The organism is Cupriavidus sp. Agwp_2 (genome assembly GCF_040784895.1).
GTDB lineage: Bacteria > Pseudomonadota > Gammaproteobacteria > Burkholderiales > Burkholderiaceae > Cupriavidus.
In genome coordinates, this window is record NZ_CP088085.1 from 383,953 (window position 1) to 403,642 (window position 19,690).

General features: G+C 61.1%; 23 protein-coding genes and 5 pseudogenes. 7 read left to right on the forward strand and 21 right to left on the reverse strand.

The features are described 5' to 3' along the window. The first annotated feature begins 210 nt into the window (after nt 1-210). Nucleotides 211-402 (forward strand): hypothetical protein, encoded by a 192-nt coding sequence (locus LPA45_RS31990; protein ID WP_317925508.1) that lies wholly within the window; start codon nt 211-213, stop codon nt 400-402. Here LPA45_RS31990 and LPA45_RS31995 read toward each other — a convergent pair. The 7 genes and pseudogenes from LPA45_RS31995 to LPA45_RS32025 form a co-directional block, all read right to left on the reverse strand. Further along, nucleotides 389-745 (reverse strand): annotated as a pseudogene (locus LPA45_RS31995) (ISKra4 family transposase); the annotation flags it as partial. The gene LPA45_RS31990 and the pseudogene LPA45_RS31995 overlap by 14 nt on opposite strands. Before the next feature lie 52 nt (nt 746-797). Continuing rightward, on the reverse strand, nt 798-1,556 hold the full coding sequence (gene ybgF / locus LPA45_RS32000) for a tol-pal system protein YbgF (protein WP_317925510.1): 759 nt from the start codon (nt 1,554-1,556) through the stop codon (nt 798-800). A gap of 77 nt (nt 1,557-1,633) precedes the next feature. After that, a complete protein-coding gene (locus LPA45_RS32005; protein ID WP_317925512.1) occupies nt 1,634-1,891 on the reverse strand; it encodes an H-NS family nucleoid-associated regulatory protein in 258 nt (85 codons plus the stop codon). A 96-nt stretch (nt 1,892-1,987) separates the two neighbouring features. Next, a complete protein-coding gene (locus LPA45_RS32010) occupies nt 1,988-2,482 on the reverse strand; it encodes a substrate-binding domain-containing protein (protein ID WP_317925514.1) in 495 nt (164 codons plus the stop codon). Between the two features lie 147 nt (nt 2,483-2,629). Continuing rightward, a complete protein-coding gene (locus LPA45_RS32015) occupies nt 2,630-2,788 on the reverse strand; it encodes a hypothetical protein (RefSeq protein ID WP_317925515.1) in 159 nt (52 codons plus the stop codon). A gap of 48 nt (nt 2,789-2,836) precedes the next feature. Further along, entirely contained in the window at nt 2,837-4,129 is a 1,293-nt protein-coding gene (locus tag LPA45_RS32020) for a type II toxin-antitoxin system HipA family toxin (RefSeq protein WP_317925517.1), read from the reverse strand. A gap of 3 nt (nt 4,130-4,132) precedes the next feature. After that, a complete protein-coding gene (locus LPA45_RS32025) occupies nt 4,133-4,456 on the reverse strand; it encodes a helix-turn-helix transcriptional regulator (protein WP_317925518.1) in 324 nt (107 codons plus the stop codon). 221 nt (nt 4,457-4,677) lie between these two features. Between LPA45_RS32025 and LPA45_RS32030 the strand changes: the two genes are divergently transcribed. Beyond that, nucleotides 4,678-4,980 carry a hypothetical protein gene (locus tag LPA45_RS32030; protein WP_317925520.1) on the forward strand — a complete coding sequence of 101 codons (303 nt, stop codon included), beginning with the start codon at nt 4,678-4,680 and terminating at the stop codon, nt 4,978-4,980. Nucleotides 4,981-5,201: 221 nt separating this feature from the next. Here the strand turns inward: LPA45_RS32030 and LPA45_RS34270 are convergent, their stop codons facing one another. Continuing rightward, nucleotides 5,202-5,927 carry a plasmid pRiA4b ORF-3 family protein gene (locus LPA45_RS34270; protein WP_376790708.1) on the reverse strand — a complete coding sequence of 242 codons (726 nt, stop codon included), beginning with the start codon at nt 5,925-5,927 and terminating at the stop codon, nt 5,202-5,204. A 67-nt stretch (nt 5,928-5,994) separates the two neighbouring features. Here LPA45_RS34270 and LPA45_RS32045 point away from each other — a divergent pair. Further along, nucleotides 5,995-6,323: pseudogene (locus LPA45_RS32045) on the forward strand (chromate transporter); the annotation flags it as partial. Between the two features lie 607 nt (nt 6,324-6,930). On the opposite strand, the gene LPA45_RS32050 reads toward LPA45_RS32045, so the two are convergent. From LPA45_RS32050 to LPA45_RS32060, 3 genes are all read right to left on the reverse strand, one after another. Continuing rightward, nucleotides 6,931-7,269, reverse strand: coding sequence for a hypothetical protein (locus tag LPA45_RS32050; protein WP_376790709.1), 339 nt, complete (start codon nt 7,267-7,269; stop codon nt 6,931-6,933). Between the two features lie 27 nt (nt 7,270-7,296). Beyond that, nucleotides 7,297-7,815, reverse strand: a complete 519-nt coding sequence (locus tag LPA45_RS32055; protein ID WP_317923821.1) for a hypothetical protein — start codon at nt 7,813-7,815, stop codon at nt 7,297-7,299. A 321-nt stretch (nt 7,816-8,136) separates the two neighbouring features. Next, on the reverse strand, nt 8,137-8,463 hold the full coding sequence (locus LPA45_RS32060; protein WP_317923822.1) for a hypothetical protein: 327 nt from the start codon (nt 8,461-8,463) through the stop codon (nt 8,137-8,139). Between the two features lie 318 nt (nt 8,464-8,781). On the opposite strand from LPA45_RS32060, the gene LPA45_RS32065 reads away from it, so the two are divergent. After that, a complete protein-coding gene (locus LPA45_RS32065; RefSeq protein ID WP_317923824.1) occupies nt 8,782-9,639 on the forward strand; it encodes a transglutaminase family protein in 858 nt (285 codons plus the stop codon). 6 nt (nt 9,640-9,645) lie between these two features. On the opposite strand, the gene LPA45_RS32070 is transcribed toward LPA45_RS32065, so the two are convergent. The 3 genes from LPA45_RS32070 to LPA45_RS32080 form a co-directional block, all read right to left on the reverse strand. Next, complete coding sequence (locus LPA45_RS32070; RefSeq protein WP_317923826.1) at nt 9,646-9,963, reverse strand: hypothetical protein; 318 nt, start codon at nt 9,961-9,963, stop codon at nt 9,646-9,648. A 506-nt stretch (nt 9,964-10,469) separates the two neighbouring features. After that, on the reverse strand, nt 10,470-10,781 hold the full coding sequence (locus LPA45_RS32075) for a DNA-binding protein (protein ID WP_116323301.1): 312 nt from the start codon (nt 10,779-10,781) through the stop codon (nt 10,470-10,472). Then, the gene (locus LPA45_RS32080; protein ID WP_116323300.1) at nt 10,781-11,104 is read right to left on the reverse strand and encodes a type II toxin-antitoxin system RelE/ParE family toxin; all 324 of its coding nucleotides are present in this window, start codon (nt 11,102-11,104) and stop codon (nt 10,781-10,783) included. The genes LPA45_RS32075 and LPA45_RS32080 overlap by 1 nt, the downstream gene beginning before the upstream one ends. A 597-nt stretch (nt 11,105-11,701) precedes the next feature. Between LPA45_RS32080 and LPA45_RS32085 the strand changes: the two genes are divergently transcribed. After that, nucleotides 11,702-12,016: a transposase gene (locus LPA45_RS32085; protein ID WP_116324095.1), complete on the forward strand. Its 315-nt coding sequence runs from the start codon at nt 11,702-11,704 to the stop codon at nt 12,014-12,016. Further along, the gene (locus LPA45_RS32090; RefSeq protein ID WP_271816223.1) at nt 12,013-12,489 is read left to right on the forward strand and encodes an IS3 family transposase; all 477 of its coding nucleotides are present in this window, start codon (nt 12,013-12,015) and stop codon (nt 12,487-12,489) included. The genes LPA45_RS32085 and LPA45_RS32090 overlap by 4 nt, the downstream gene beginning before the upstream one ends. On the opposite strand, the gene LPA45_RS32095 is transcribed toward LPA45_RS32090, so the two are convergent. Together LPA45_RS32095 and LPA45_RS32100 are read right to left on the reverse strand one after the other, a co-directional pair. Next, nucleotides 12,434-14,440: a recombinase family protein gene (locus tag LPA45_RS32095; RefSeq protein WP_116323797.1), complete on the reverse strand. Its 2,007-nt coding sequence runs from the start codon at nt 14,438-14,440 to the stop codon at nt 12,434-12,436. The two genes, LPA45_RS32090 and LPA45_RS32095, sit on opposite strands and share 56 nt — an antisense overlap. Beyond that, complete coding sequence (locus tag LPA45_RS32100; protein WP_147316340.1) at nt 14,430-14,621, reverse strand: hypothetical protein; 192 nt, start codon at nt 14,619-14,621, stop codon at nt 14,430-14,432. The genes LPA45_RS32095 and LPA45_RS32100 overlap by 11 nt, the downstream gene beginning before the upstream one ends. A 524-nt stretch (nt 14,622-15,145) precedes the next feature. On the opposite strand from LPA45_RS32100, the pseudogene LPA45_RS32105 reads away from it, so the two are divergent. Next, nucleotides 15,146-15,454: pseudogene (locus LPA45_RS32105) on the forward strand (penicillin acylase family protein); the annotation flags it as partial. Between the two features lie 49 nt (nt 15,455-15,503). Here LPA45_RS32105 and LPA45_RS32110 read toward each other — a convergent pair. The 5 genes and pseudogenes from LPA45_RS32110 to LPA45_RS32125 all read right to left on the reverse strand — a co-directional run bounded on the left by LPA45_RS32110 (nt 15,504) and on the right by LPA45_RS32125 (nt 19,689). After that, nucleotides 15,504-16,121 (reverse strand): hemolysin III family protein, encoded by a 618-nt coding sequence (locus LPA45_RS32110; protein WP_116323795.1) that lies wholly within the window; start codon nt 16,119-16,121, stop codon nt 15,504-15,506. A gap of 1,706 nt (nt 16,122-17,827) precedes the next feature. After that, nucleotides 17,828-18,098, reverse strand: a pseudogene (locus LPA45_RS34275) (ISKra4 family transposase); the annotation flags it as partial. Between the two features lie 74 nt (nt 18,099-18,172). Further along, nucleotides 18,173-18,696, reverse strand: a pseudogene (locus tag LPA45_RS34280) (ISKra4 family transposase); the annotation flags it as partial. 36 nt (nt 18,697-18,732) lie between these two features. Continuing rightward, a complete protein-coding gene (locus tag LPA45_RS32120; protein WP_116323791.1) occupies nt 18,733-19,341 on the reverse strand; it encodes a plasmid pRiA4b ORF-3 family protein in 609 nt (202 codons plus the stop codon). 18 nt (nt 19,342-19,359) lie between these two features. After that, a complete protein-coding gene (locus LPA45_RS32125) occupies nt 19,360-19,689 on the reverse strand; it encodes a hypothetical protein (protein WP_116323790.1) in 330 nt (109 codons plus the stop codon). Nucleotide 19,690: the final 1 nt, after the last annotated feature.

The following is a 19,690-nucleotide window of genomic DNA, read 5'->3' on the forward strand; positions in this document are numbered from 1 at the left end:
GGATCGCTGCGGGACGGTGTCAGTGGTCGATATTGCTCCTACGCGAACCCTTTAGGGGTTGCTACTGGGTAAAAATTTCGTGCACATCTGCCTTAATTCGCGTGCGGTTGCATTTCGGCTGCTGGCTTCTACGCTCCAACAATTGCTCGGATCCGCCTGAGTGCGCCTCCCCGTGCAAAAACAAGATGCAATAAACGGGGAGAGCCTGCGATGAATTCAGGCGCCACAGCGGGAGAGAACGCAGCCAATCAGCAGACACATCGCCCGGCTGCACCGTCGATCTCGTTACCCAAGGGCGGGGGCGCGATTCGCGGCATCTGGGAGAAGTTTGCCGCCAACCCTGTCACCGGCACCGGCTCGATGTCGGTGCCCATCGCCACCTGTGGGCCGGCCGGCCTTTGATCATCTGTTCGAGGTTCTGTACCCGCATGGCGATGTGGAACCAATCGAGAACGTACTCACCGCGGTCACCAAAACCGAGCTGGGCAAACCGTACGGTTTCCCCGCCGTCCGACAGATAGGTCACCGGCTGACTGGGGTTGCACACCTCACGAAGAAGGAAATTCCACATAGGATCGCCCGGTCGGCACTCCAGTTTGTGCACGTAGGCAAAACTATGCCCGCCATCCTGATCCCGCAGGGACTTTCCGACGATCACTTCAAACCTGCCATCCTGGCGGCGCCGGTGGCCGGCCCGCCGAAGGTAGCCGCTGTCAATGCCAACTGCGCGGACCGGACTGGGCTGGGATCTCCGGCGAGCGGACGCTCGCCTTGCGGCCGGCTGGAAGCCGCCCCACTCACTTCAGCGTCTTCAACCGGTTGTTCGCCGCACGCGCGCCTTCGGTACCTGGATACTTGGCCACCACCTGTTCCAGCGTTTTGCGCGCGGCATCCTTCTGGCCGGACTCCAACTGATTATTGGCCACAGCGATCATGGCGTCCGGCACCTTGGGATGCGTCGGGTTGGCATTGATCATTTTGTGAAGCACCCAGGTGGACCCCTTATAGTCGCGCTGCGCGTAGAGCGAGTTGCCGAGCCAGTACTGCGCCAGTGGCAGGTACGGGCTCTGCGGATACTTCTTGATAAACGACGAGAACGAATTCCCGGCGCTCTTGAAGTCGCCCGCCTGGAAATGCTTGAGTGCGGCGTCGTATTCGGGCTTCTCGCCCGGCTGCGACGTGCCCTGGCGGTCTTCGACCGAAGCGTGCTGCGGCTCGAACTTCTTCAGGCGCGCATCCAGGTCGGCGTAATAGTCCTTCTGCTGCTTCTGCAGCGTCGCCACCGTGTTCTGCAGCACTTCGTTCTGGCCGCGTAGTCGCGCGACTTCCTGGCGTAGGCCTTCGAGCTGGTTCTGCAGGTCGAGTGTGGTGCGGCTGTTCTGCTCAATGCGCTGGGTCGCCGTCGCCTGGAAGCTGTTGAACTGGTCGCGCAGGTTGATGACCGTTTTGCGCGCCTGCTCATCGTCGAACACGCTGGCGTGTGCCTGCGTGGGGGGCAGCATACCGCCGCTCGCCATGGCGGCGAGCCACAACAGGGTAAAAACGCGTACTTTCATAAATGGGTCGTCGTTGGTTGTGTCGGTGAGCCCTCGTTAGATCGCCGTTGGTCTGAGGGCCGAATGCATCGGCGGGCCTATCCCACCCGGAAAAACTCGACGCTCTGCCCCGCATTGACGGCCCGCTTGAGCCACGACGGCATCTCGCCCTGCCCGTCCCAGGTCAGCCCTTCCGCATTGCGGTAGCAGACCACCGGCGCCGGCGGTGCGGCCGGTGGAGGCGGCGGTGGCGCGAAGCACCCCGCCGCGTCGAGCTCTTCGAGGGTGAGCCCGTAGTCGTCCATCTGCGCCTGGATCCAGCGGATCGCGTCCGCCCGCTCAGTTTTTGCTGTCATCGCTGCTGTCGTTGCCTTCGTCCTGATGGCCAGGCAGCGCCGCCGCCCCTGCTCGTTGCCCAGCTCTTCCCCTTGGGCTTCCTACGCAGTGGCCGTCTAGGAGCATTGGTTTGGCTGTGTGGGCAAGGACTCGCCGGCCACCAGGCGCAGCCGAGCTTCGGCCCGAATCAGCTCCATGAGTATCCGCGTCGCCGAAGACGGTGTGCGTTCAGACAGCCAGACCAGACCTAGGTCCACTCGCAAGGGGTTGTCGCGAGGATCCGACCATTGCGCTACCTGCAACTGCACCAACAGTCCCGCGTCCAGTTCGCGCTGAAACAGTTCCGGCGGAGCCAACATCACGCCGTCGGAGTGCAGCACGAACTCGCACAGCGCGGCAACGCTTTCGCATTCGAACGCCACCGGCAACTGCTCCGCATGTGCATATCCCAGGGACATAGCCAGCCTGCGTCGCATGGGACTGGGAATGTGCACGATCGCCAACTCTTGCCCAAGCAACTGAGGCAGCTCCAACTGACCCGACGCAACAAGCGGGTGGCTGGAGCGGCAAATGACGGTGCTGATGTAGGGGTCATCGTACTTTCCGTGCAATTTCTGGCGCTTTGCACTGGAAATGACTTATCTATGAATAGGTTAGGAATACCCTGACGGCGTGTGATTCGCTCCACTGAGAAGCCTTACTACGGGCGGGTCTGCGGTCTGCTACCGCCATATTTTTCACGGAAAGTACGATGACCCCTAGTAGCGTTTTTCGTCGCGGACCTCGTAGCCGTCTTCATCGCGCTTGAGCCGCGCGAAGTGCTGGGCGACGGTGGCGACCGGTTTGCTCGTCGCGGACAGATCGCGCAGCTCCATGTCCGCTGGCAGCGTCTTCAGACATTCGATGAGTGTTGCCATATTCCCTCTTTCTACCTCGCTCCCGGCCTCGACCCGGGTGTTTTTGTCTCAGAAATTGTCCAGTGCCAGGCGGATCTCTTGGGTGATCCCCGCCGGCACGCCGGCCTCGGCCGCAAACGCCGGCCACTTTGCCACAGCGGCGCGCACGTCCGCCACAATGTCCTTGCACACGCCCAGCAGTTCGTAGCGGTCTGCGACCTCGCGGAAATCCTGCTCGGTGATGCCGTCGAACTTGCCATTCACCGACATCAGATGGGCCTTGAGCCATTTGTTGCTCGGGTTGAAGGCGAACGTCACGTCGTACGCCGGCGCCAGCTCCCACGGCCCGCCCTGCTTGAGCAGAAAGGAAAAGTTCTTCGTGTGGTCGTCGTGGTTGGCCGCCAGCACGTTGAAGATCATGCGCCGCAGCGTCTGCTCCAACTCGGCCCGACCAAGGCCTAGGGCCTGGATGGTCTGGAACAGCTGGTTGTAGCTGTGCACCCCGATCTGGTTGAAGTCCAGGTGCGCCATCGCGCAGAGCGTTTGCATGTGGTGCCGCTCGTTGCCGTCGCGGTCGAAGCGCTTCGTCATGAAGTGCGCCCGACCCTCTTCCTCCAGCAGTCGGCAATCCGACATGGTGATGCCGGCCTCCTTGGCCATGAGCGAGTAGGCGTACTCGATGCGGCCGTAGTTGCGACCTTCCCCGAGCTGCTCGTCGGAGCCGATGCCGTCGAACTTCAACAGCCAGGCGTCAAACTCGGCCGGGATCTCGAACTGCCCGGTCTTCACTTCCTGCGTGGCCGGGTTCCAGGCGATGGTCGCCTTCGCCCGCGCGCCGCCGGCGGAGGTGCCCACCTGGATGATCTGGCGCAGCACTTCCCCGGCGTGGTCGCTGTTCTTGAAGTCGCCCTGGATCACGCTGCGCGCCTGCTGCACCAGGTTCGACAGCTCCAGCGCTGTGGATTCCATCTTCACCGGGCCGCGGTTGGGCTTGAACACCAGGGCGCCCATCGTGCGCTGGCCCATGTAGGCGAGCCGGTCCAGCGCCGTGATGCTGTCGGCGGTCATACCTCGGTCGGCCATCCAGGCGTTGATCAGCGCGTTGCCGAACTTGTCGGGCAGGGCGTCGGCGATCATGGCCGGCAGCCGCTGGTAGGTCTCGACAGAGAGGCTCGGGAAGATGAAGGGCTCACTGGCTTCGGCAAGCGGCATCTGCAGCGGCGCGAGCTCGACGCCCGAGTTGGCGAACCGCGGCTCGTATTCGAACGCATAGAAGCCCGTGTCCGGGTCCCGCGCGACCGCACCGACCTTCTTTCCCCAGACCTCGACGTTGACCGCCTCAACCGGTTTGAACGTGGCCATCCCTCAACCCTTCTTCTTTGCGACTACCGCGATCATGCTGCGGCTGCCGCGTTGACGTTTCGGCTTGCCCTGCGCGATCTGCAGGGGGCTGATCTTGACCGCCGGCCGGAAGCTCTCGAGCCAGGCGGTGCGGCCCAGCGCCACCACCACGCGGATGAGCGACTCCACACGCCCGCCCTTTCCCGTCTCGAGCGCCCGCAGCGTCTGATCGGACACGCCGGCCTTCAAGGCCAGGTCGGCCATGGTCAAGTTCTTGCGCAGCCGCTCCGCGCGGATCTGCTCGCCGAGCGCTGCTTCCAGCTCGGAAGGAGTGGAGTTGGTGTCCATAAACTATGCACTTTCAATGGTTATCCGCAGATATCAGCTTAACCTATGGATTCCAATAGGTTATACGCATCGCGTCTCACGGTCAAGTGGCGAACACAATTAACCTATGCGTTTTCAAAGGTTACAGCGCTTTATGCTTACAACCTATGGAAAGTAATAGTTTGTATGCAAGTCTTATGCGTCGCATCACGAAGCTATACATGTACCCGAGGATGTGACATATGCTGTACAAATCCCTGCTCTCCCTTTCCGTGGCGGCCCTGGTGGCTGCCGCGCCAGCGTTCGCCGGCACCGCCTTCCACCTGGTCGTGCCCCTGACGAACTACTCCGCTCCGCCTGCCGAGGAGCTGTCCGTGACGCTCAACGCCGGCGCGCTGGCGGCTGCGCGCGTTGGGAAGACGTACAGCCAGAGCCTGACCAGCTTCCTGCAAGACACCGGCGACCCGGCCTACAGCGCAGCCAACGCGAGTTGGCGGGTTTCCGGAGGCGCACTGCCACCCGGGCTGACGCTCGACCCAGCCTGAGGCCCGGCCGCCCCTCTAGCTGGCCAGCTGATCCTGGATCCAGCGGATCGCCGCCGCCCAGTCTTTGCCGTCATTGCTGCCGTCGCTTCTTTCACTGCTATCGCTGCCATCTTCCGGAGTGAGGGAGGCCGTCGCCCCCCTGATTGTCGTCCAGTTGTTCGACTGGCTTGTCGCTCGGCGCCCGGCTCCCTGCCTTGCACCGCCGCGCACCCCCGTCTCGCTCAGGCGGCGCCAGCCGCAACGCTGCTAGCAGCTGGCGCACCAACACCGCTTCCGCTTCGGCGCGCTCGGCCCGGCGCTGGGCCGCGGCCAACTCTGTCTGCACGGCGTCCAGGTCGCCCGCCACTTTGCGCTGCGCCTGCTCGGCGCTGGCGAGCCGATCGGCCAGCGCCGAGCAGGCGCAGCCAGGGCTTCGAGCTTCGCGCGGCCCTCCGCCTGCGCCACGGCGGCGTCACGCGCCTCGCTGCGTGACGCCGCCAGTTCGCCGCGCAACTCTTCGGCCGTGCGCTCGCTCTTCTGGGTTCCACCCCGCCGATATCCTCCGGCGGACAAGCCCCAGACCCCGCCACGCAACGTGGCAGCAGTTCGATGTGCTGCGCCGGCACGCGCCGCTCGACGCGGATATCGTGCCGCCACCAGGCATTGAAGTCGTACACGTAGAAAAAGGCCTCGTGCTCGCGCAGAGCGAATGCGCTCAGCTGTAGCGCGGTTGCCGCCGTGGAAAATTGCAGAGCACCTTCGCGGCTTTCGCCATATCGCCGGCCACGAATGATGAACTGGTGCAGGTGATCGTCCGTCCAGCCCATGGCTGCCTGGATGACTCCGTGGAGCCGAGCCAGCGTGATGCTCTCAGGAATAAGCACACGCCGCCAGACCGGCGGGCTCAAGCCGCGCAGAGCAATTCGGAGTTGAAGGACGGAGATCGCCGGCCCAGGATCGGAAGCCATTCGCGCATTGTAGGTGGCTCATTGGCCTCTCAGAAACGGCAAGGTCGTTAGCCCCCGCTTTGGCGCGGTCTCCAGATTGCCCGGCGCGTGCGTGGCGGCACTGGCAACGTGCCTGCCATGCTATCTGTTCACGGTGCTGCGAGCCCCTTACTTCAAGAAGCACGGAAAGCTGCCAGGCATTCTGGCCTTTGTAGATGGCGTCACGGCAGCTGCGATTGGCGCCATCACCGGTGCGGTCTTCGTGCTGGCCAAGCGCTCCATTGTCGACGTTCCAACCATCTTGCTGGCGCTGGGCACGATCGCGCTACTGCTGAATTCAAGAAATTGCCTGCGCCAGTCATCATCACCGGCGCGGCGCTGATCGGCCTCGCCGTTTATCCGATGCTGTACCACTGAATCAACTGGAATCTGGAGACACCTTGAGCGTCGCGAATTCAGTCGCTGCCCAGTGTGTCGATTCAGTCGTCAAAGCGTCACCCAAAATGCGAGAGTAGACGCGAGACTCCGGGAGTCTACAAATGCTGCTTCAAGTCATTGAAAGTAAACACGTTTCCCGGGCGCCCCGGTCGATTTTGGCTGGCAGGGATGTGTATAACCGCATGACTTCTAAAACCCGTGCGCTTCGTGTTCAATTACTCGGTGACGTAGGCTAGGCGCTTCCACCAGTACCGAAGGGAGTACTTCGTCTTGTATGGCGCCGGCCTTTGTCGGATCCCCACTGTAATGATGTAAGCATACAGCGCAATCAACACTACAAGGAGGGTGAGCACAAAAATGATCATGGAATTCTCGTTTCAAAGTGAATAATCCAATCCATTGCAAGTCCCCTCAAGGGTGGATGGATCAGGACGCCCCCGCTGCGATAACAAACGATCGAATCGCGTACTACTGCTCAAAGCCGGAATGATTGGGGTGGAGAAGTGTTGCTAAGCTTGAATCGGCACATCGCATGCATCGATCGTGACGCGGTTTGGCATATCTGACCTCCGCTCTCGGCTTCCGTTCATTCATCCGGTCCAAGAATAACGTCCACTGCGGCCCGCCCTGCCAGCTCCGCCACGAGGTAAGCCCAACGTCTGGAGTACGGCCCCCCAAAGACTTTGATTCGCTTACCAATCGCTGCGACGCCTGACGGACTCATGGGCCCCTCAACCTGGAACCAGACGTCGAACATGTCCCTGGATGCCATATTGAGATCGACATGGACATCGAACCCACGATACTCCGTCACGCGATCCATAGCCATCGTCAACCTTCCAAGAGTGAGTTTTTCAACGTTTTCAACGTAGTGCTCGACCCAGTAGGAATCGAAGTTGATGTGAGTCCAGAGCAGCAGGTGCACATCGACACGGCCGATCCGAAGCGGCGGTCATAGCCATCTGAAATTCGGCATTAGGTCACTGTGCTCGTCGACCCCGACGCCGCCCAGTTCGTTGATGAGCTGCTTCAGGGCTTCCTTTGATCGCGAATCGCAACTGACGATCATCAGCAATTGGCCTGGTGCGAGTTGCGCATTCTGTCGCCACAGTGCAAGGCGACCGATCTTGCTGCCGACCAGTCCGCAGATCCACCATCCGATCATCGCGCCAAGCATGACAGCACCAACATATGCAACGGCAGTGGCACCGGCGCCAGCGGAAACGCCGTATCTGAAGATGACAAGCGCGCCGACGATCGCGCCGACGAAAATTCCTGTGATCGCCGCCTCTTCGCGGTAGGTAGTCTGACCGACGTCGATCGTCGGCAATCCATCGACGGGCTGATTGTCGCGCTGGACAAACCACGGCCCTGCGACGAGTGTCGGGGTACCGGCCAAAGCGCCCAATCGCGCTTGTGCCAGTTGCGCGGTGGCCTTGTCTCTCAGATTGAAATACAGCAGCGTACGCATGAAGGTACCTCACGCAATCTCAGTGTCCATTTCCGGCGAGCCGGCGGATGCTTGCTTGATGACTGCGACTGATGCTCCTGATGGCCCTGGTTCGGGTGCAGGACGGTGACCGCAGGTCTGGCCAGCCTTCGTTGACAGCACGATCCCAGTCAATCAGCAGCGTGATTGCCTGACGCCATCTGGGCGCTGCCAATCGCATGACTCCGAATCGCTGGGTGCTTCCCTTCGGCGGCCTGCCGACCTGGCGGTCGCGTAGAAGGCACGTGACATGTACGGCCCGGTATATGGTCTTTGCAGATTCTCTCGGCACGATATCTTCCTTCATTGCTTGCCAGGCTGGCATAGTGACGGCAGTGTTGAAACACTGTCACCGTTGTGGGCACCGATCTTCCATTGCCAACGGGTAATCATTTCCACCCATATCGCATTGCTGAGGATCGTTACGGCATCTTCATCACGATAAGAGCACGGCTTCGCCAGCCTGAAACGCGGAAGAGCAGCAACGAAGGTGGAAACCAACTTTGCGATCGGTCTTGCGGAGAAGAGTCTCCCTCGCCAGACATCGATTGCATCGATCCTGGCGAAAGACTGGCTTATTTGACTACTGGGGGACTGGGCGAACGGCGGTCGCCGCGTGGCAACTTGCATGAATTTTCCAGGAATCCCCATGAGTGACTTCAGGAGTCACCAGTCCTAAGACGTCATCGAGGGGGAAGGCCCGGAAACGAGTGATAGGCGAACCAGAAGCACCTGGCTTCCGAAACGCTGCAACTACCAGTATAGGAGGGCGACGCCCACCGTCCTACCCCCCCTTACAAATTGGCTAGGCAAGCGCTACGCCGCGCACCTGCGGAGCCCTGCTAGCGCAGACCGGTCGCCCGCTTCTGGCGCTACACTGAATTGGATGGCCAGAGCCGTTCCCGCGGCCGACACCGTCTCCGCCTCCACGTCGACACAAGGTCAGCAATGAACCGCCTTCGGTACTCGGTGAACCTGTCCTATGAGATCTTGGATCCCACAGGAGACTTTCTGTTGATTGTCGAGGCTGCGAAGACCGCAAGACAGTCTGTTGTCTCCGAGCGTCTGGCGCTCACGCCACCGATTCACCCCGCTCGCTACACGGATCCACTACGCAACCGCCTGCTCAGGATACGTGCGAACAAAGGACCCCTGGCCATCCGCTATGAAGCTGTAGTGGACATCGATCATCGTCTGGACGATGGCATGTCACTAACGGAGGTACCCGTCGCCGAACTTCCCTTCGATGTACTTTCGTACCTGGCGCCGAGCCGGTATTGCGAATCCGACCGCATGATGGAGTTCGCCATGCGCGAGTTTGGCGGCATGCGCCCCGGCTATTCGCGCGTGTATGCGATTCGAGAGTGGGTACGCAACCATGTGCGCTTTCTTTCGCGATCAACCAGTGAGCGCACTTCGGCAATCGATACGATTGTCGAGCGCACCGGCGTATGCCGGGATTTTGCCCACCTGATGATCGCGATCTGCCGCGCTTTGAGCATTCCCGCCCGTATGTCCAGCAGCGTGGATTACGGAGCGGATCCCGCCTTGGGTGCGCCAGACTTTCATGCGGTGGTCGAGGTGTACCTGTCGGGCGGCTGGTACCTGCTCGATCCCTCAGGAGTTTCCATTCCGACCGGCCTGCTGCGCATCGGCACCGGCCGGGATGCGGCCGACATTCCGTTTGCCGCCATATTCGGCAAGGTCGAGTCGAAGCGGCCCTTTATCGAAATCCAGCCAATGGCCGACCCGGCCGCCGGGATTGGCCTGCCGCTCGCAACGACAAGCGCCATCTCCACCTGGTAACCGGCATTAGCACGCTTCGCCTTTCATCCCCTCGATTTCCATGGCGGCGTTCCAATCCTCGTATGCCGCAATCGGTTCCATGGCCTCATCGACGAACGATGCCGCGCGTTCCGCGGCAGCCGACGGCCCCAGAAGAACATCTTCCCGGCCACCATCCTCGGTCTTCGGCGGCAGCAACATGTCTTCGAGCATCCCGCGCAGTTCCGGGGTATCCCATGGCTTGCCAAGCCTCGTTTTTCTGTTCTGATAGTGGCGAACCTCCGAGTCTTGCTCGACGGTAAGTGGCAGGCCTCGGAAAGTAGGGCCTGTGTCAGGATGGATCATGGTGCGCCTCCCTTATCGGTCGGCATTCGTTGAATGAAGAGGTACCGCCCTGCGGTGATATCACGCCTTGCCGGACACTTTCCCGCCTTACGACTTCCTCTTGGCAAGACCGTCGTTCCGAACCCGCGACTGAACCGTGCTGAACGGGGTTGCCGGTACGGTGGGCTTCTTGGGTTGCTTTGGCTTTTTCGCTTCACGGTTGCCGCGTAGTTGGCTTTTTGCCATGAAAACTCCTGCTGCATTGCTTGCCGGTTGGCAACCCCAGCATACGCGCTAAATCTTCGGCAAAGGGATTATTTCGTCCAACCCATGAAGTCGTACAAGTTGAGAGTCCATGTCCCTGGCATCGCGACTGAACCATTCCGCCTCGCGGCCCTCGCGTCCCAGCGCGGACGCGAGCGGCCGAAGTCCGCGGCCGCAAAATTTCGCTCATCGGGCGTTATGTTCAAATAACCGCGTCTGGGCCGGTCCTCCGTTGGGACCATCTGCCAAAGCGCAACTGAACTTTATGAATGAGCCGGCTCGCCGTGCATAGGACGGACGGCCAAACGCATTCCCATCGCTTTGAGGATCGCCGAGAGATTGCTCAGTACGGGATTCCCAGTCGGGGACAGCGTCCGATAGAGTTGGGTCGGATTCAAGTGAGCCTGCTGAGCTACGGCCTGGACACCGCCGAACGCCTTGGTCAGCTGGCGAAGCGTAATCATCAGTTCGGCTTGATCACCATCCTCGAGAATGGCGTTGAGTGTCTCCAGGGCAAAGGCCGGATCCTCGCGGAACATTTCGGCCATCGCGTCATCATGGTGTCGATCTTTCATTAGTTGGCCCTCCGTTGCCAGTCTTGCCAATACGCGCAAGCACGGTCAATATCAGCGCTCTGCGTGCGCTTATCACCGCCGCACAACAGCAGAACGATCTGCCCTTTTGCGATGCCGTAGTACACGCGATAGCCAGCACCCACGTCGACACGCAACTCCCAGACGCCATCCCGGCAAAACTTGTGATCGCCAAAGTTGCCCTGCTCGGCTCGGTTCAAGCGGCGAACGACGGAGACCTTGGCGGTGCTGTCTTTCAAGCCACGTAGCCATTCGTCGAAGATGTCACGCTGATCCGGAGTCAGGTAGTGTCGAATCTCATACATAACCTATTTTCGTCTATAAACGAAAATAGGTCAAGGCCGCTCGTTGCCTGCCGCAATACCTGCAAGGAACTGTGCCATGGTGCTTTTACTTCACAATGGATGACCACAGACTGCCTTGTCCCTATTCTCGACGGGATGGGGCGCCTTCACGAATGCGCCGAGCCAGCCTGCGGCGGGCATTGCCGAAACTGGGCGAGGGCTGCAGCTGCACCATACTGCCCCAGTTGCTGTAAGCCCTCGGCCGCTGCGGCGAGCGGCGGGTATCCCAGGGTCGGGTTCCAGGTCTGCCACAGCAAAAGAAGAGGCGACGCGCCGCACCCTGGGAGGAGAATTTGGTGAGTCGGGGTTGACACACAGAGTGATAAGCACAACGTTATGAACCTTATCGCCGCGCCTTGGCCTAGTATGGGCCGACCGCCTTCCGGCTGACGGAAGGCGGTTGCCGGCTGCTACGGACGGTGGCCCACGACTTAAATTAGACCTCCCGCGGGCTGTACTGCCCCGATAACGGGCCCTCACACCTGAGCGCGCAGCCTGGATTGGAGATGACCCGTTTTTTCGGACAGCACCTATCTTGAACCAAAGGAGGTGCTCACCATGGCTAAACATCACATGCCGTATGCCGCGGCCTTCCGGCAGCAAATGGTTGACCTGGTCCATGCAGGTCGTCGACCGGAGGATCTGGCCAAGGAGTTCGAGCCCACGGCTCAGACCATCTACGGCTGGGTCGCCCAGGCCGAACGTGACGCAGGCACACGTCATGACGGCCTGACCAGTGCCGAGCACCAGGAACTCACGCGGCTACGCCGTGAGAACCGGCAGCTCAAAATGGAGAGGGAGATACTGGCAAAAGCCGCGGCCTGGTTCGCCCGGGAGACCGACTCGCTGCCCGACAAGGGTACGAATTCATGAAGGCGAACCAGGCTCGCTATCCGTTGTCCACCATGGCTCGGCTGCTTAAGGTCTCGCGCAGTGGCTTCCATGTGTGGAACGGGCGCTGCCCCAGCCCTCGTGTCGTGCGCGACAAGCTGCTGCTGGTGCAGATCCGCGATATTCACTCCCGCTCCTATGGCACCTATGGCGTGCCCCGCATACACGCAGCGCTGCTGCGTCAGGGGATCCGGGTGGGGCGCAAGCGCGTGGCCAGACTGATGCGTGAGGCCGGGCTGCGCGGGGCATGCCGGCCTCACTTCATCTGCACGACGCGCCGCGCAGCGTGGGCCAGACCCGCTGCCGATCTGGTGCAGCGGCACTTCCGTGCCGAGGCCCCCAACCAGTTGTGGGTTGCCGATGCGACCTACATTCCGACCGCAGCGGGCTTCTTCTATCTCACAGTGGTGTTGCGAGGTCGGCAACGCGATCTGCACCGAGGGAATGACGATTGAAGATCCACGGTCCATTGGGTAGGGGATGCTCCGCTGCGACTTCGCCGCGTTCGACCGCAAGCCTGAGCGTCTTGGGACTGATACCAATGAAGGCCGCAGCCTCGGTCAGATTCATCCATCCTTCGGCGGTCCGCTGCTCGCTTGAATAGACGGTAATCCGATGGTGACTACGCAGCGCGGTGACTCGTTCCTGTGTCCAGTAATTGCCGCGTCCGGTTCGCAGGTCATTGCGATTGAGTATGCTGGCGATCAGCAAATCGGGACAGATCCTGGCAAGTGAGCGTACGGCATCAACTGCTTCGCGGGAAGTATGAGAGGCGTTCTGTCCGCGGCGTCGCCGTGGCACCCGAACCTCGGTATGAACGCCGCCCTTCCAGTGGATCACAAGCACGATCTCGTTCGTTGCATTGTCCACATCGACGACCACTTCGTGGATCAACGTTCGTACAATGCGCTTCCTCAGGCGGGCATCGGAGTCTGGCCATATGGACTCCAGCGCTGTAGCAAGGTCGGCAAACTCCTCTGGCTTGGCTGGGAGGATCTGGCCGGATGCGCTTACCTGTTGCTCGATGCGCGATTGCAGTTCCTTGACTCTCAACAGGGCATCATTCCAGCGTCGCTCCAACTCGTCGGCGACCAGTCGATTCTCGGGGTCGGTAGCGTCATACTGCTTCTGCGCCCGCTGCGCGGCATAGCGGGCCGCCTGCAGATCTCGCTGCAGCGCAGCCAGCACCTCATCTTGTTTCCGGGTCTCTTCTTCGCGAGCCACGATAGCTGCCTCGATTGCTGCAGGTTGAACGACCTGAAGGATCGCCTGTGCAACGGCCGCATCGATGCGTGTGCCACCGAATGCGATACAGCGGGGCTGTCCTTTGTCCAGCCAGGCGCGATGACAGGAGTAGCGCAAGGCGTCATGCTGCTGGCCCGTGTAGTGTAGCGTGAGCTTGCTCGCGCAGCGACGGCACCGCAGCAGCCCTGCCAACAAGGCCTCCCCGTTCTTGGGCGCACCAGCATGTCCGGCCATCCGCACGTTGGCACTGATCGCGCGCTGGATTCGTTCGAACTCGTCCCAGGCAACATACCCATCATGAGCTTCGGGAATCAGAGCCAGCCATTGATCTCGCGGCTTGCGGCGATCACGCTTGCGTGGTTCTCCGTCTTCATAATGAATCGTGCATTCCGTTTTGCCGTAGGCATATGCGCCGCCGTAAATCGGATTGGTCAGGATCTGGTAGACCGTGCCGTAGCTGGGTCGCTTCCAGTGGATTTCTCCGCGCGGTGTGCACGCCGGAAGCTGCAGCCCGTGCTCAAGGAACCATAGCAGTGTCTGGCGTACCGAACCGATCGCACCGAACTGGCGGAACACCGACCGAATGGCCTCCTGCACACGGAGGTCTGGATCCTTCTCCAAGCGCTGGTCTTCGGTCTTACGGTAACCAACCGGCGCTGCTACGATGAGCTCACCTCGCTTGGCCTTCTCCCGCCGTGCTTCCAGCGACCGCTGACGCAGCAGGTCCAACTCGTATTCGTTGAGGCTACCCTTTAGCCCAAGCAGCAAGCGATCGTTGCTCTGTCGCGGGGCGTAAACAGTTTCCTGATCGACCAGCACAGTGTCGACGACTCGGCAGACTTCAACCAGTTGCTGCCACTCGCGACTGTTGCGTGCGAATCGCGACACCTCGCGCGCGGCAACTGCGCCGACGCGGCCAAGGCAAACCTCTGCCACCATGCGTTCGAATCCCGTACGCGTCTGTGTTCCAGACGCAGAGCGACCGAGATCCTCATCAATAACCTCGACCTCATGCCAGCCTAACTGGTGCAGACGATCCTGCATCGCATACTGCAGCTTCTGGCTTTCCAGGTTGTGGTTGACCTGGTACGCCGACGACTGACGGACGTACAGCACGGCTTTGCGCGCCAGATGCTGCGCTCTGATCTTGTCACTCATCATCGGCCTCCAGCTCGTGCGCGGTGGCGAGCAGCCCCCGTCGGTGTTGCCGCAGCAGTTGCGCCAGCAAGCGGATTGTCTGCTGTCGTACCTCCAGCGGCAGGGTTGCCCACTGGGGCGTCTTTGGACAAGGATGGAACAGGTCGAGTTGATTGCCCGGTAGCGGGCTCGTCACGCGTCGCATCAGCACCTCCTGCATGGGACAAAGGATGGTGCTGCGCTTGTACCATACCCGCTTGCACGGCAAGCGAGCTATCGGCCAGCAAGCGTTTCAACTCTCGGAGCGCTTCACAGTTGACGACGGGGGACGCTGCAGAGGTGAGGTGACTACAAACTATCGGATCGAACATCCACTGGGGCACCTCCAGCACGCGCGCCGACTCGAGCGAGTTCAGCGCACAGCGCAGAACGATCTCCCCGTTCTTCGTGACGGTGTTGAAAATCAACACCCTGCGACCATACCAGGGGTGCCAGCGATACAGAACTTCCCTTGAGTTGGTAATGTGGGCGTTGTGTTGTCTTGTACAACCCACATCGCCTGCACAGTGCGCTCGGATATCGCTCCCCGCAGGAATTTGAACAGCTACCGCCCGGGATCAGGCATCCGTCGCTACACCGGGCCTACACTGCCCCATCACAAGGAGACAACCCATCGAACTAAGATTCCAATGCAAATCTGTTCGATAAAACGGGGTAACCCCAGATGCCGCCGAGCGCCAGCGGTCCAACTTCAATGCGGGGGCGATCGGCGGTTCGGTGTTTACGCCGATGAACACCAGCTATCGCAACAGCGATTTCCGGCCGACCGCCGGCGCTTCGTTCCGCATGGTGCTGGACGTCGGCAACTGGGATACGTCGCGCGTGGTCAACACGCCGGGGCAGTCGGGCAACTCGGCCAGCTCGCATTACCGTGACCTGGCGCCGTAATGTGCAAAGGGCGAGTACTCCCCGCTGCTCTACACGCGCAAGGCAGTGGAGAAGGAGAGCCGTGAGCGGCTCGAACTGGTGCCGCAGTAAGGTGGCACCGCCGGCACCGCCGCATGCGTTTCCGGCAAGTGGCAACGGGTCATCCCACGTACCAGAGAATACTGACGAACTGGCACGCACTGCCCGCCAGCACAAACAGATGCCAGATGCCGTGGAAGTGCCGCACCTTCTCGTCAAAGAGAAAGAAGCCGATACCCACGGTGTAGAGCGCGCCGCCCGCCACCAGCCACCACAAGCCCGGCACCGGCAGCGCGGCCGTCAGCGGCCCAGTGGCAATCAGGACAAGCCAGCCCATCACTACGTAGATCAGCAGCGAGAAAACGCGCGTGCGGCGACCGATCCAGAGTTCCTGCGCAATGCCGATGGCGGCCAGCGCCCAGTTGATCCCAAACAGCGTCCAGCCCCAGGGACCGCGCAGCGTGACCAGCGCAAACGGTGTGTAGCTGCCGGCGATCAGAAGGTAGATGGCGCAATGATCCAGCCGCTGGAAGATGTCTTTGGCCGGGCCGCGCAGGCTGTGGTACAGCGTCGAGATCGTGTAAAGGAGGACCAGTGTGGTGCCGTAGACCACGGAGCTGACCACTTTCCACGCGTCGTGGTGCAGCGCCGAGGATGTCACCAGCACCGCCATGCCGGCGGCGGCGAGGATGGCCCCGGCCAGGTGGCTATAGCCATTGAAACGTTCTCCGCGATACATGCGCTGATCTCCGGAAAAGCTCGGTTGGCGCGCATTCGGGCGAATGCAAAGGCCCTATTCTGGCACGCGTGATCGGGTTCCGTTGCTTTGTCCTTTCTTGCTCCATGGCTTCATGATTGCTGCGCAGCAAAGCCCCGGGCATATCCGTGCAGAACCATTCGGCCTTGCGAGGACGGCGTCGTCGCCGTACCTCCGCTCGCTCATCGACAAGAAGTTCACGCCCTAGCGGTCGATCTCACCCTTGGGGAAACTATCCGGCTTCTATGAATCGCCCGACAACTGGGAGAAAATTGGCGTGCCGTTGGACCGTGGCGTGGTAATTCGTGAACCTACACCGAGTCCGAGAATCCGAAACGAACTCATGCACTTCGATCCCGACGGCATAACCTCCCAACGATCATGAAAATCTGTTCGCCTTCGTCCAGTTTCCCCACGACATCCGACGGTTGAGAAGGCAAGCCTGATCGCCAAGCAAATCTCAGGCAATCTACCCAAGGCGAACAAGGGAAGCCGGCCGCCTATCGCAGCACCATGGGCCGCGTGGCCCTTCCCATAGCGCGTATAAGCGCCGTAGTGTCATGGTTCCCTCGAGCGCCATGTCGGCACGTGGCCAACGGTCGTTCCGGAGCGTTGATCTGTTGTTCAAGGGTGATCGACGAACGTCGGCGAAGGGATAGAACTGGGCTTCGACGAATGTCCATTTGGATTCGGAATTAGCCATTCATTTCGCGACGGCCCGATTGACCGCTGGGGTGGCTAGAGACAACAGGCGTAAGTTCGAGATCGTGAAACTATTAGGGGACTTCCATTCGTCGCTGTCACCTGCGAAGTCCAGCCTCCATCCCCTCCCCTTGGATCGCCTACCTTTGCACCATCCTCCGCAGATAACGGCGCGTTATCGGGCCTTATTGCCGCGCCCTGGAACGCTGGCGTCACGTGAATCCTGTCCACGCGCCTGCGAATCTGGAGGGAGCGCAGCGGCAGTAGTCGACCGGATGTGTCGTTGGTCGGCATGATCACTCTGTCAATCGAATGTCGGCTCCAGCCACGCCAACGGACTGCCATTCCGGAAACCTTGCCACTTGTCGCCATTGAGCGTGTATCGGGATCGGTCATCGAGACCTGGCCATCTGGCAGCGTCTTGAGCCTTCCTTTATCCGCTCAACGCTATACATCTGCTGACGCATGCGCGATCTTCTCGCGCAGTCGAGTCGTCTTGGCCGATGTGATTCCCGCACAAAAAGTTTTGCTTACTTTTTGGCGGAGTGCGGCGTGTCCTTGCCTTCTGCGAGAAGGGTGTCAACAATGTGAATTCCGTCATTCATAGCCGCCCGCTCAGCGTCGCCGAGCGACCCCCAGTGCTCGCCGGTGACAGGATAGACGCGTCCCAATTCGGAACACGGCGTGCAGTTTTCGACACAAATAACAACAGCGGCACTGTACGTCCGGGCCGGACGGCCCTCACAAAGTTTCCGAGACGCTTCGTACCGATAAACGACGGGATAAATGTCGTACCCCTTGTAGTTGACACAGTCCACGACTAACTCCATAGGGGCGGGCGTCCACTCTACACCCAATGCGCTCGCCGCCCTCATTTTCGGCAGTCAAAGCGCGCCTTCCAATGCCATGTGGAGGATCAAGTATCACGTCAAGCGCTGCTGGACGAGAAAGCGGCAATGCGATGGCCTTCTCCGGAGAGGAGCGCGGTCACCGAAACCGAGCTGGGCAAACCGTACGGTATCCCCGCCGTCCGACAGGAAGGTGACCGGCTGACTGGGTTGCACACCCTCACGAAGAAGGAAATTCCACATACGATCGGCCAGCCGGTCGGCGCTCCAGCTTGTGCACGTAGGTAAAACTATGCCCGCCATCCTGATCCCGCAGGGACTTCCCGACAATCACTTCAAACCAGCCGTCCTGGCGGCGCCGGTGTCCAGCCCGCCGAAGGAAGCCGCCGTCAATGCCAACCGCGCGGACCGGACTGGGCTCGGGGATCTCGGGCGAGCGGACGCTCGCCTCCACCTCCGCCTGCTGCCGCACGTCGGTTGCCTGCTCCGCTTCCAGCCGGCGACCGACCTTGGTGACCTGGCGCCGGATCGAGCTGGCTGCCAGGATCGAGCGGCAATACTTCCTGCAGGACGTTGACGGTCAGACCATACGACATCAACGCTGCAAACTTCACCTCGAGATACTGCAGTTCTGGACTGACCCGCTTAGGCAAGCAGTTAGCGACCGGACTGAAGCTAGGGGCGTCGCCTTGGCACTGCCGGCAGGGGTACAGCCTCGGACTGTCAATCGACAGCCGTCCGAACGCGCTACGGAAAACCAAGTGACGGTGGCCCTTGCAAGCCAGCTGCGCCCCGCACGTGGGACAAACGCTGGTCCGGGCAACTGCCTCGGCAACCTGTGCCGTGACCATCGTGCGCTGCAGCCGGCCCAGCAATGATTTCGCCTCCTCCAGATGCAGCCCCAGCGAGCCCACATCAAGGCCATCTCTCTCGAACTGGGCTATCTCGGTGACGGTGGCTGGCGCGCCTCCATCGTCCTGCACGACGAGTTGCAAGCTGATACGCATGGCCGCCCTCCTTCCTTGGACGCTGCGGCGACCAGTCTACCCCTCGAGCTCTCGCAGCCGATCATTGACGATCCGACGATCAAAGCGACGATCCAGCCAAATCAGCCACCCATCGACCTCGTCGCGCAGGTCTTCCAGCACGATTGGCCCTTCGCGCAGTGACTCGATCCAATCGACGAACTCATATTCACTGTGTTCGTCCCTGGCCTCCAGATCCCTCTCGATTCCGCCAATGTCCTCGGGCGGGCATGGCCCGCAACCCGCCACGCAACGCGGCAACTGGCCAGGTCGCTGCCGCAGCATACGCCGCTCCAGGCGTATCTCGTGGCGCCACCACGCGTTGAAGTCATACACATAGACGAAGCCTTCGTGTTCTCGGAGATGAAACGCGGTCAGCGGCAGTTCGCTGGCGACTGCGCAGAACTGCAAGACGCCCTCCTGAGCCTCGCCGTAACGCCTGCCACGAATACTGAACGTGTGCAGATGTTCGTCGGCCCAGCCAATGACGACCTGGATGACATGGTGCAATCGCCCGAGCGTAAAGTGCTCGGGAACGAGGACGCGTCGCCAAACCGGCGGGCTCAGGCCGCGCAGAGCAATTCGAAGTTGAAGGACGGAGATCGCCGGTCCAGGATCGGGAGCCATGCGCGCATTGTAGGTGCCTCATTGGCCTCTTAGTAGCGGTCCGGCCGTCAGCCCCCGTCTTGGCGCGCTCTCCAACTTCAGCAGCCGCGACACCGAGTGCGTCGCGGTCTCGTCGCGCAACATGCGATGTGTGGCGAGCTTGGAAGCGGGTGACACCACCCGCGCCACCAGCAGTGCCATCACCACCGAGCGCAGCGCGGCCGGTGCCGAGGCAAACCACTGCTCGGCGCCGCAGGCGCGCGCCGCGCCAAGCACGGCGGCCACGTGTCCGTGTTGCAGGCTGCGCTCGATCACGAAGGCCTCATCGGCGGCCGACACCGCGACGCCACCGCGTAGCAGCACCTTCAAG

What these genes read in the sequence shown, in the direction of transcription:
- LPA45_RS31990 (WP_317925508.1), top strand. Translation starts at nt 211, where the DNA reads ATGAATTCAGGCGCCACAGCGGGAGAGAACGCAGCCAATCAGCAGACA.
- ybgF (WP_317925510.1), bottom strand. Translation starts at nt 1,556, where the DNA reads ATGAAAGTACGCGTTTTTACCCTGTTGTGGCTCGCCGCCATGGCGAGC.
- LPA45_RS32005 (WP_317925512.1), bottom strand. Translation starts at nt 1,891, where the DNA reads ATGACAGCAAAAACTGAGCGGGCGGACGCGATCCGCTGGATCCAGGCG.
- LPA45_RS32015 (WP_317925515.1), bottom strand. Translation starts at nt 2,788, where the DNA reads ATGGCAACACTCATCGAATGTCTGAAGACGCTGCCAGCGGACATGGAG.
- LPA45_RS32020 (WP_317925517.1), bottom strand. Translation starts at nt 4,129, where the DNA reads ATGGCCACGTTCAAACCGGTTGAGGCGGTCAACGTCGAGGTCTGGGGA.
- LPA45_RS32025 (WP_317925518.1), bottom strand. Translation starts at nt 4,456, where the DNA reads ATGGACACCAACTCCACTCCTTCCGAGCTGGAAGCAGCGCTCGGCGAG.
- LPA45_RS32030 (WP_317925520.1), top strand. Translation starts at nt 4,678, where the DNA reads ATGCTGTACAAATCCCTGCTCTCCCTTTCCGTGGCGGCCCTGGTGGCT.
- LPA45_RS34270 (WP_376790708.1), bottom strand. Translation starts at nt 5,927, where the DNA reads ATGGCTTCCGATCCTGGGCCGGCGATCTCCGTCCTTCAACTCCGAATT.
- LPA45_RS32055 (WP_317923821.1), bottom strand. Translation starts at nt 7,815, where the DNA reads ATGCGTACGCTGCTGTATTTCAATCTGAGAGACAAGGCCACCGCGCAA.
- LPA45_RS32060 (WP_317923822.1), bottom strand. Translation starts at nt 8,463, where the DNA reads ATGCAAGTTGCCACGCGGCGACCGCCGTTCGCCCAGTCCCCCAGTAGT.
- LPA45_RS32065 (WP_317923824.1), top strand. Translation starts at nt 8,782, where the DNA reads ATGAACCGCCTTCGGTACTCGGTGAACCTGTCCTATGAGATCTTGGAT.
- LPA45_RS32070 (WP_317923826.1), bottom strand. Translation starts at nt 9,963, where the DNA reads ATGATCCATCCTGACACAGGCCCTACTTTCCGAGGCCTGCCACTTACC.
- LPA45_RS32075 (WP_116323301.1), bottom strand. Translation starts at nt 10,781, where the DNA reads ATGAAAGATCGACACCATGATGACGCGATGGCCGAAATGTTCCGCGAG.
- LPA45_RS32080 (WP_116323300.1), bottom strand. Translation starts at nt 11,104, where the DNA reads ATGTATGAGATTCGACACTACCTGACTCCGGATCAGCGTGACATCTTC.
- LPA45_RS32085 (WP_116324095.1), top strand. Translation starts at nt 11,702, where the DNA reads ATGGCTAAACATCACATGCCGTATGCCGCGGCCTTCCGGCAGCAAATG.
- LPA45_RS32090 (WP_271816223.1), top strand. Translation starts at nt 12,013, where the DNA reads ATGAAGGCGAACCAGGCTCGCTATCCGTTGTCCACCATGGCTCGGCTG.
- LPA45_RS32095 (WP_116323797.1), bottom strand. Translation starts at nt 14,440, where the DNA reads ATGATGAGTGACAAGATCAGAGCGCAGCATCTGGCGCGCAAAGCCGTG.
- LPA45_RS32100 (WP_147316340.1), bottom strand. Translation starts at nt 14,621, where the DNA reads ATGCGACGCGTGACGAGCCCGCTACCGGGCAATCAACTCGACCTGTTC.
- LPA45_RS32110 (WP_116323795.1), bottom strand. Translation starts at nt 16,121, where the DNA reads ATGTATCGCGGAGAACGTTTCAATGGCTATAGCCACCTGGCCGGGGCC.
- LPA45_RS32120 (WP_116323791.1), bottom strand. Translation starts at nt 19,341, where the DNA reads ATGGCTCCCGATCCTGGACCGGCGATCTCCGTCCTTCAACTTCGAATT.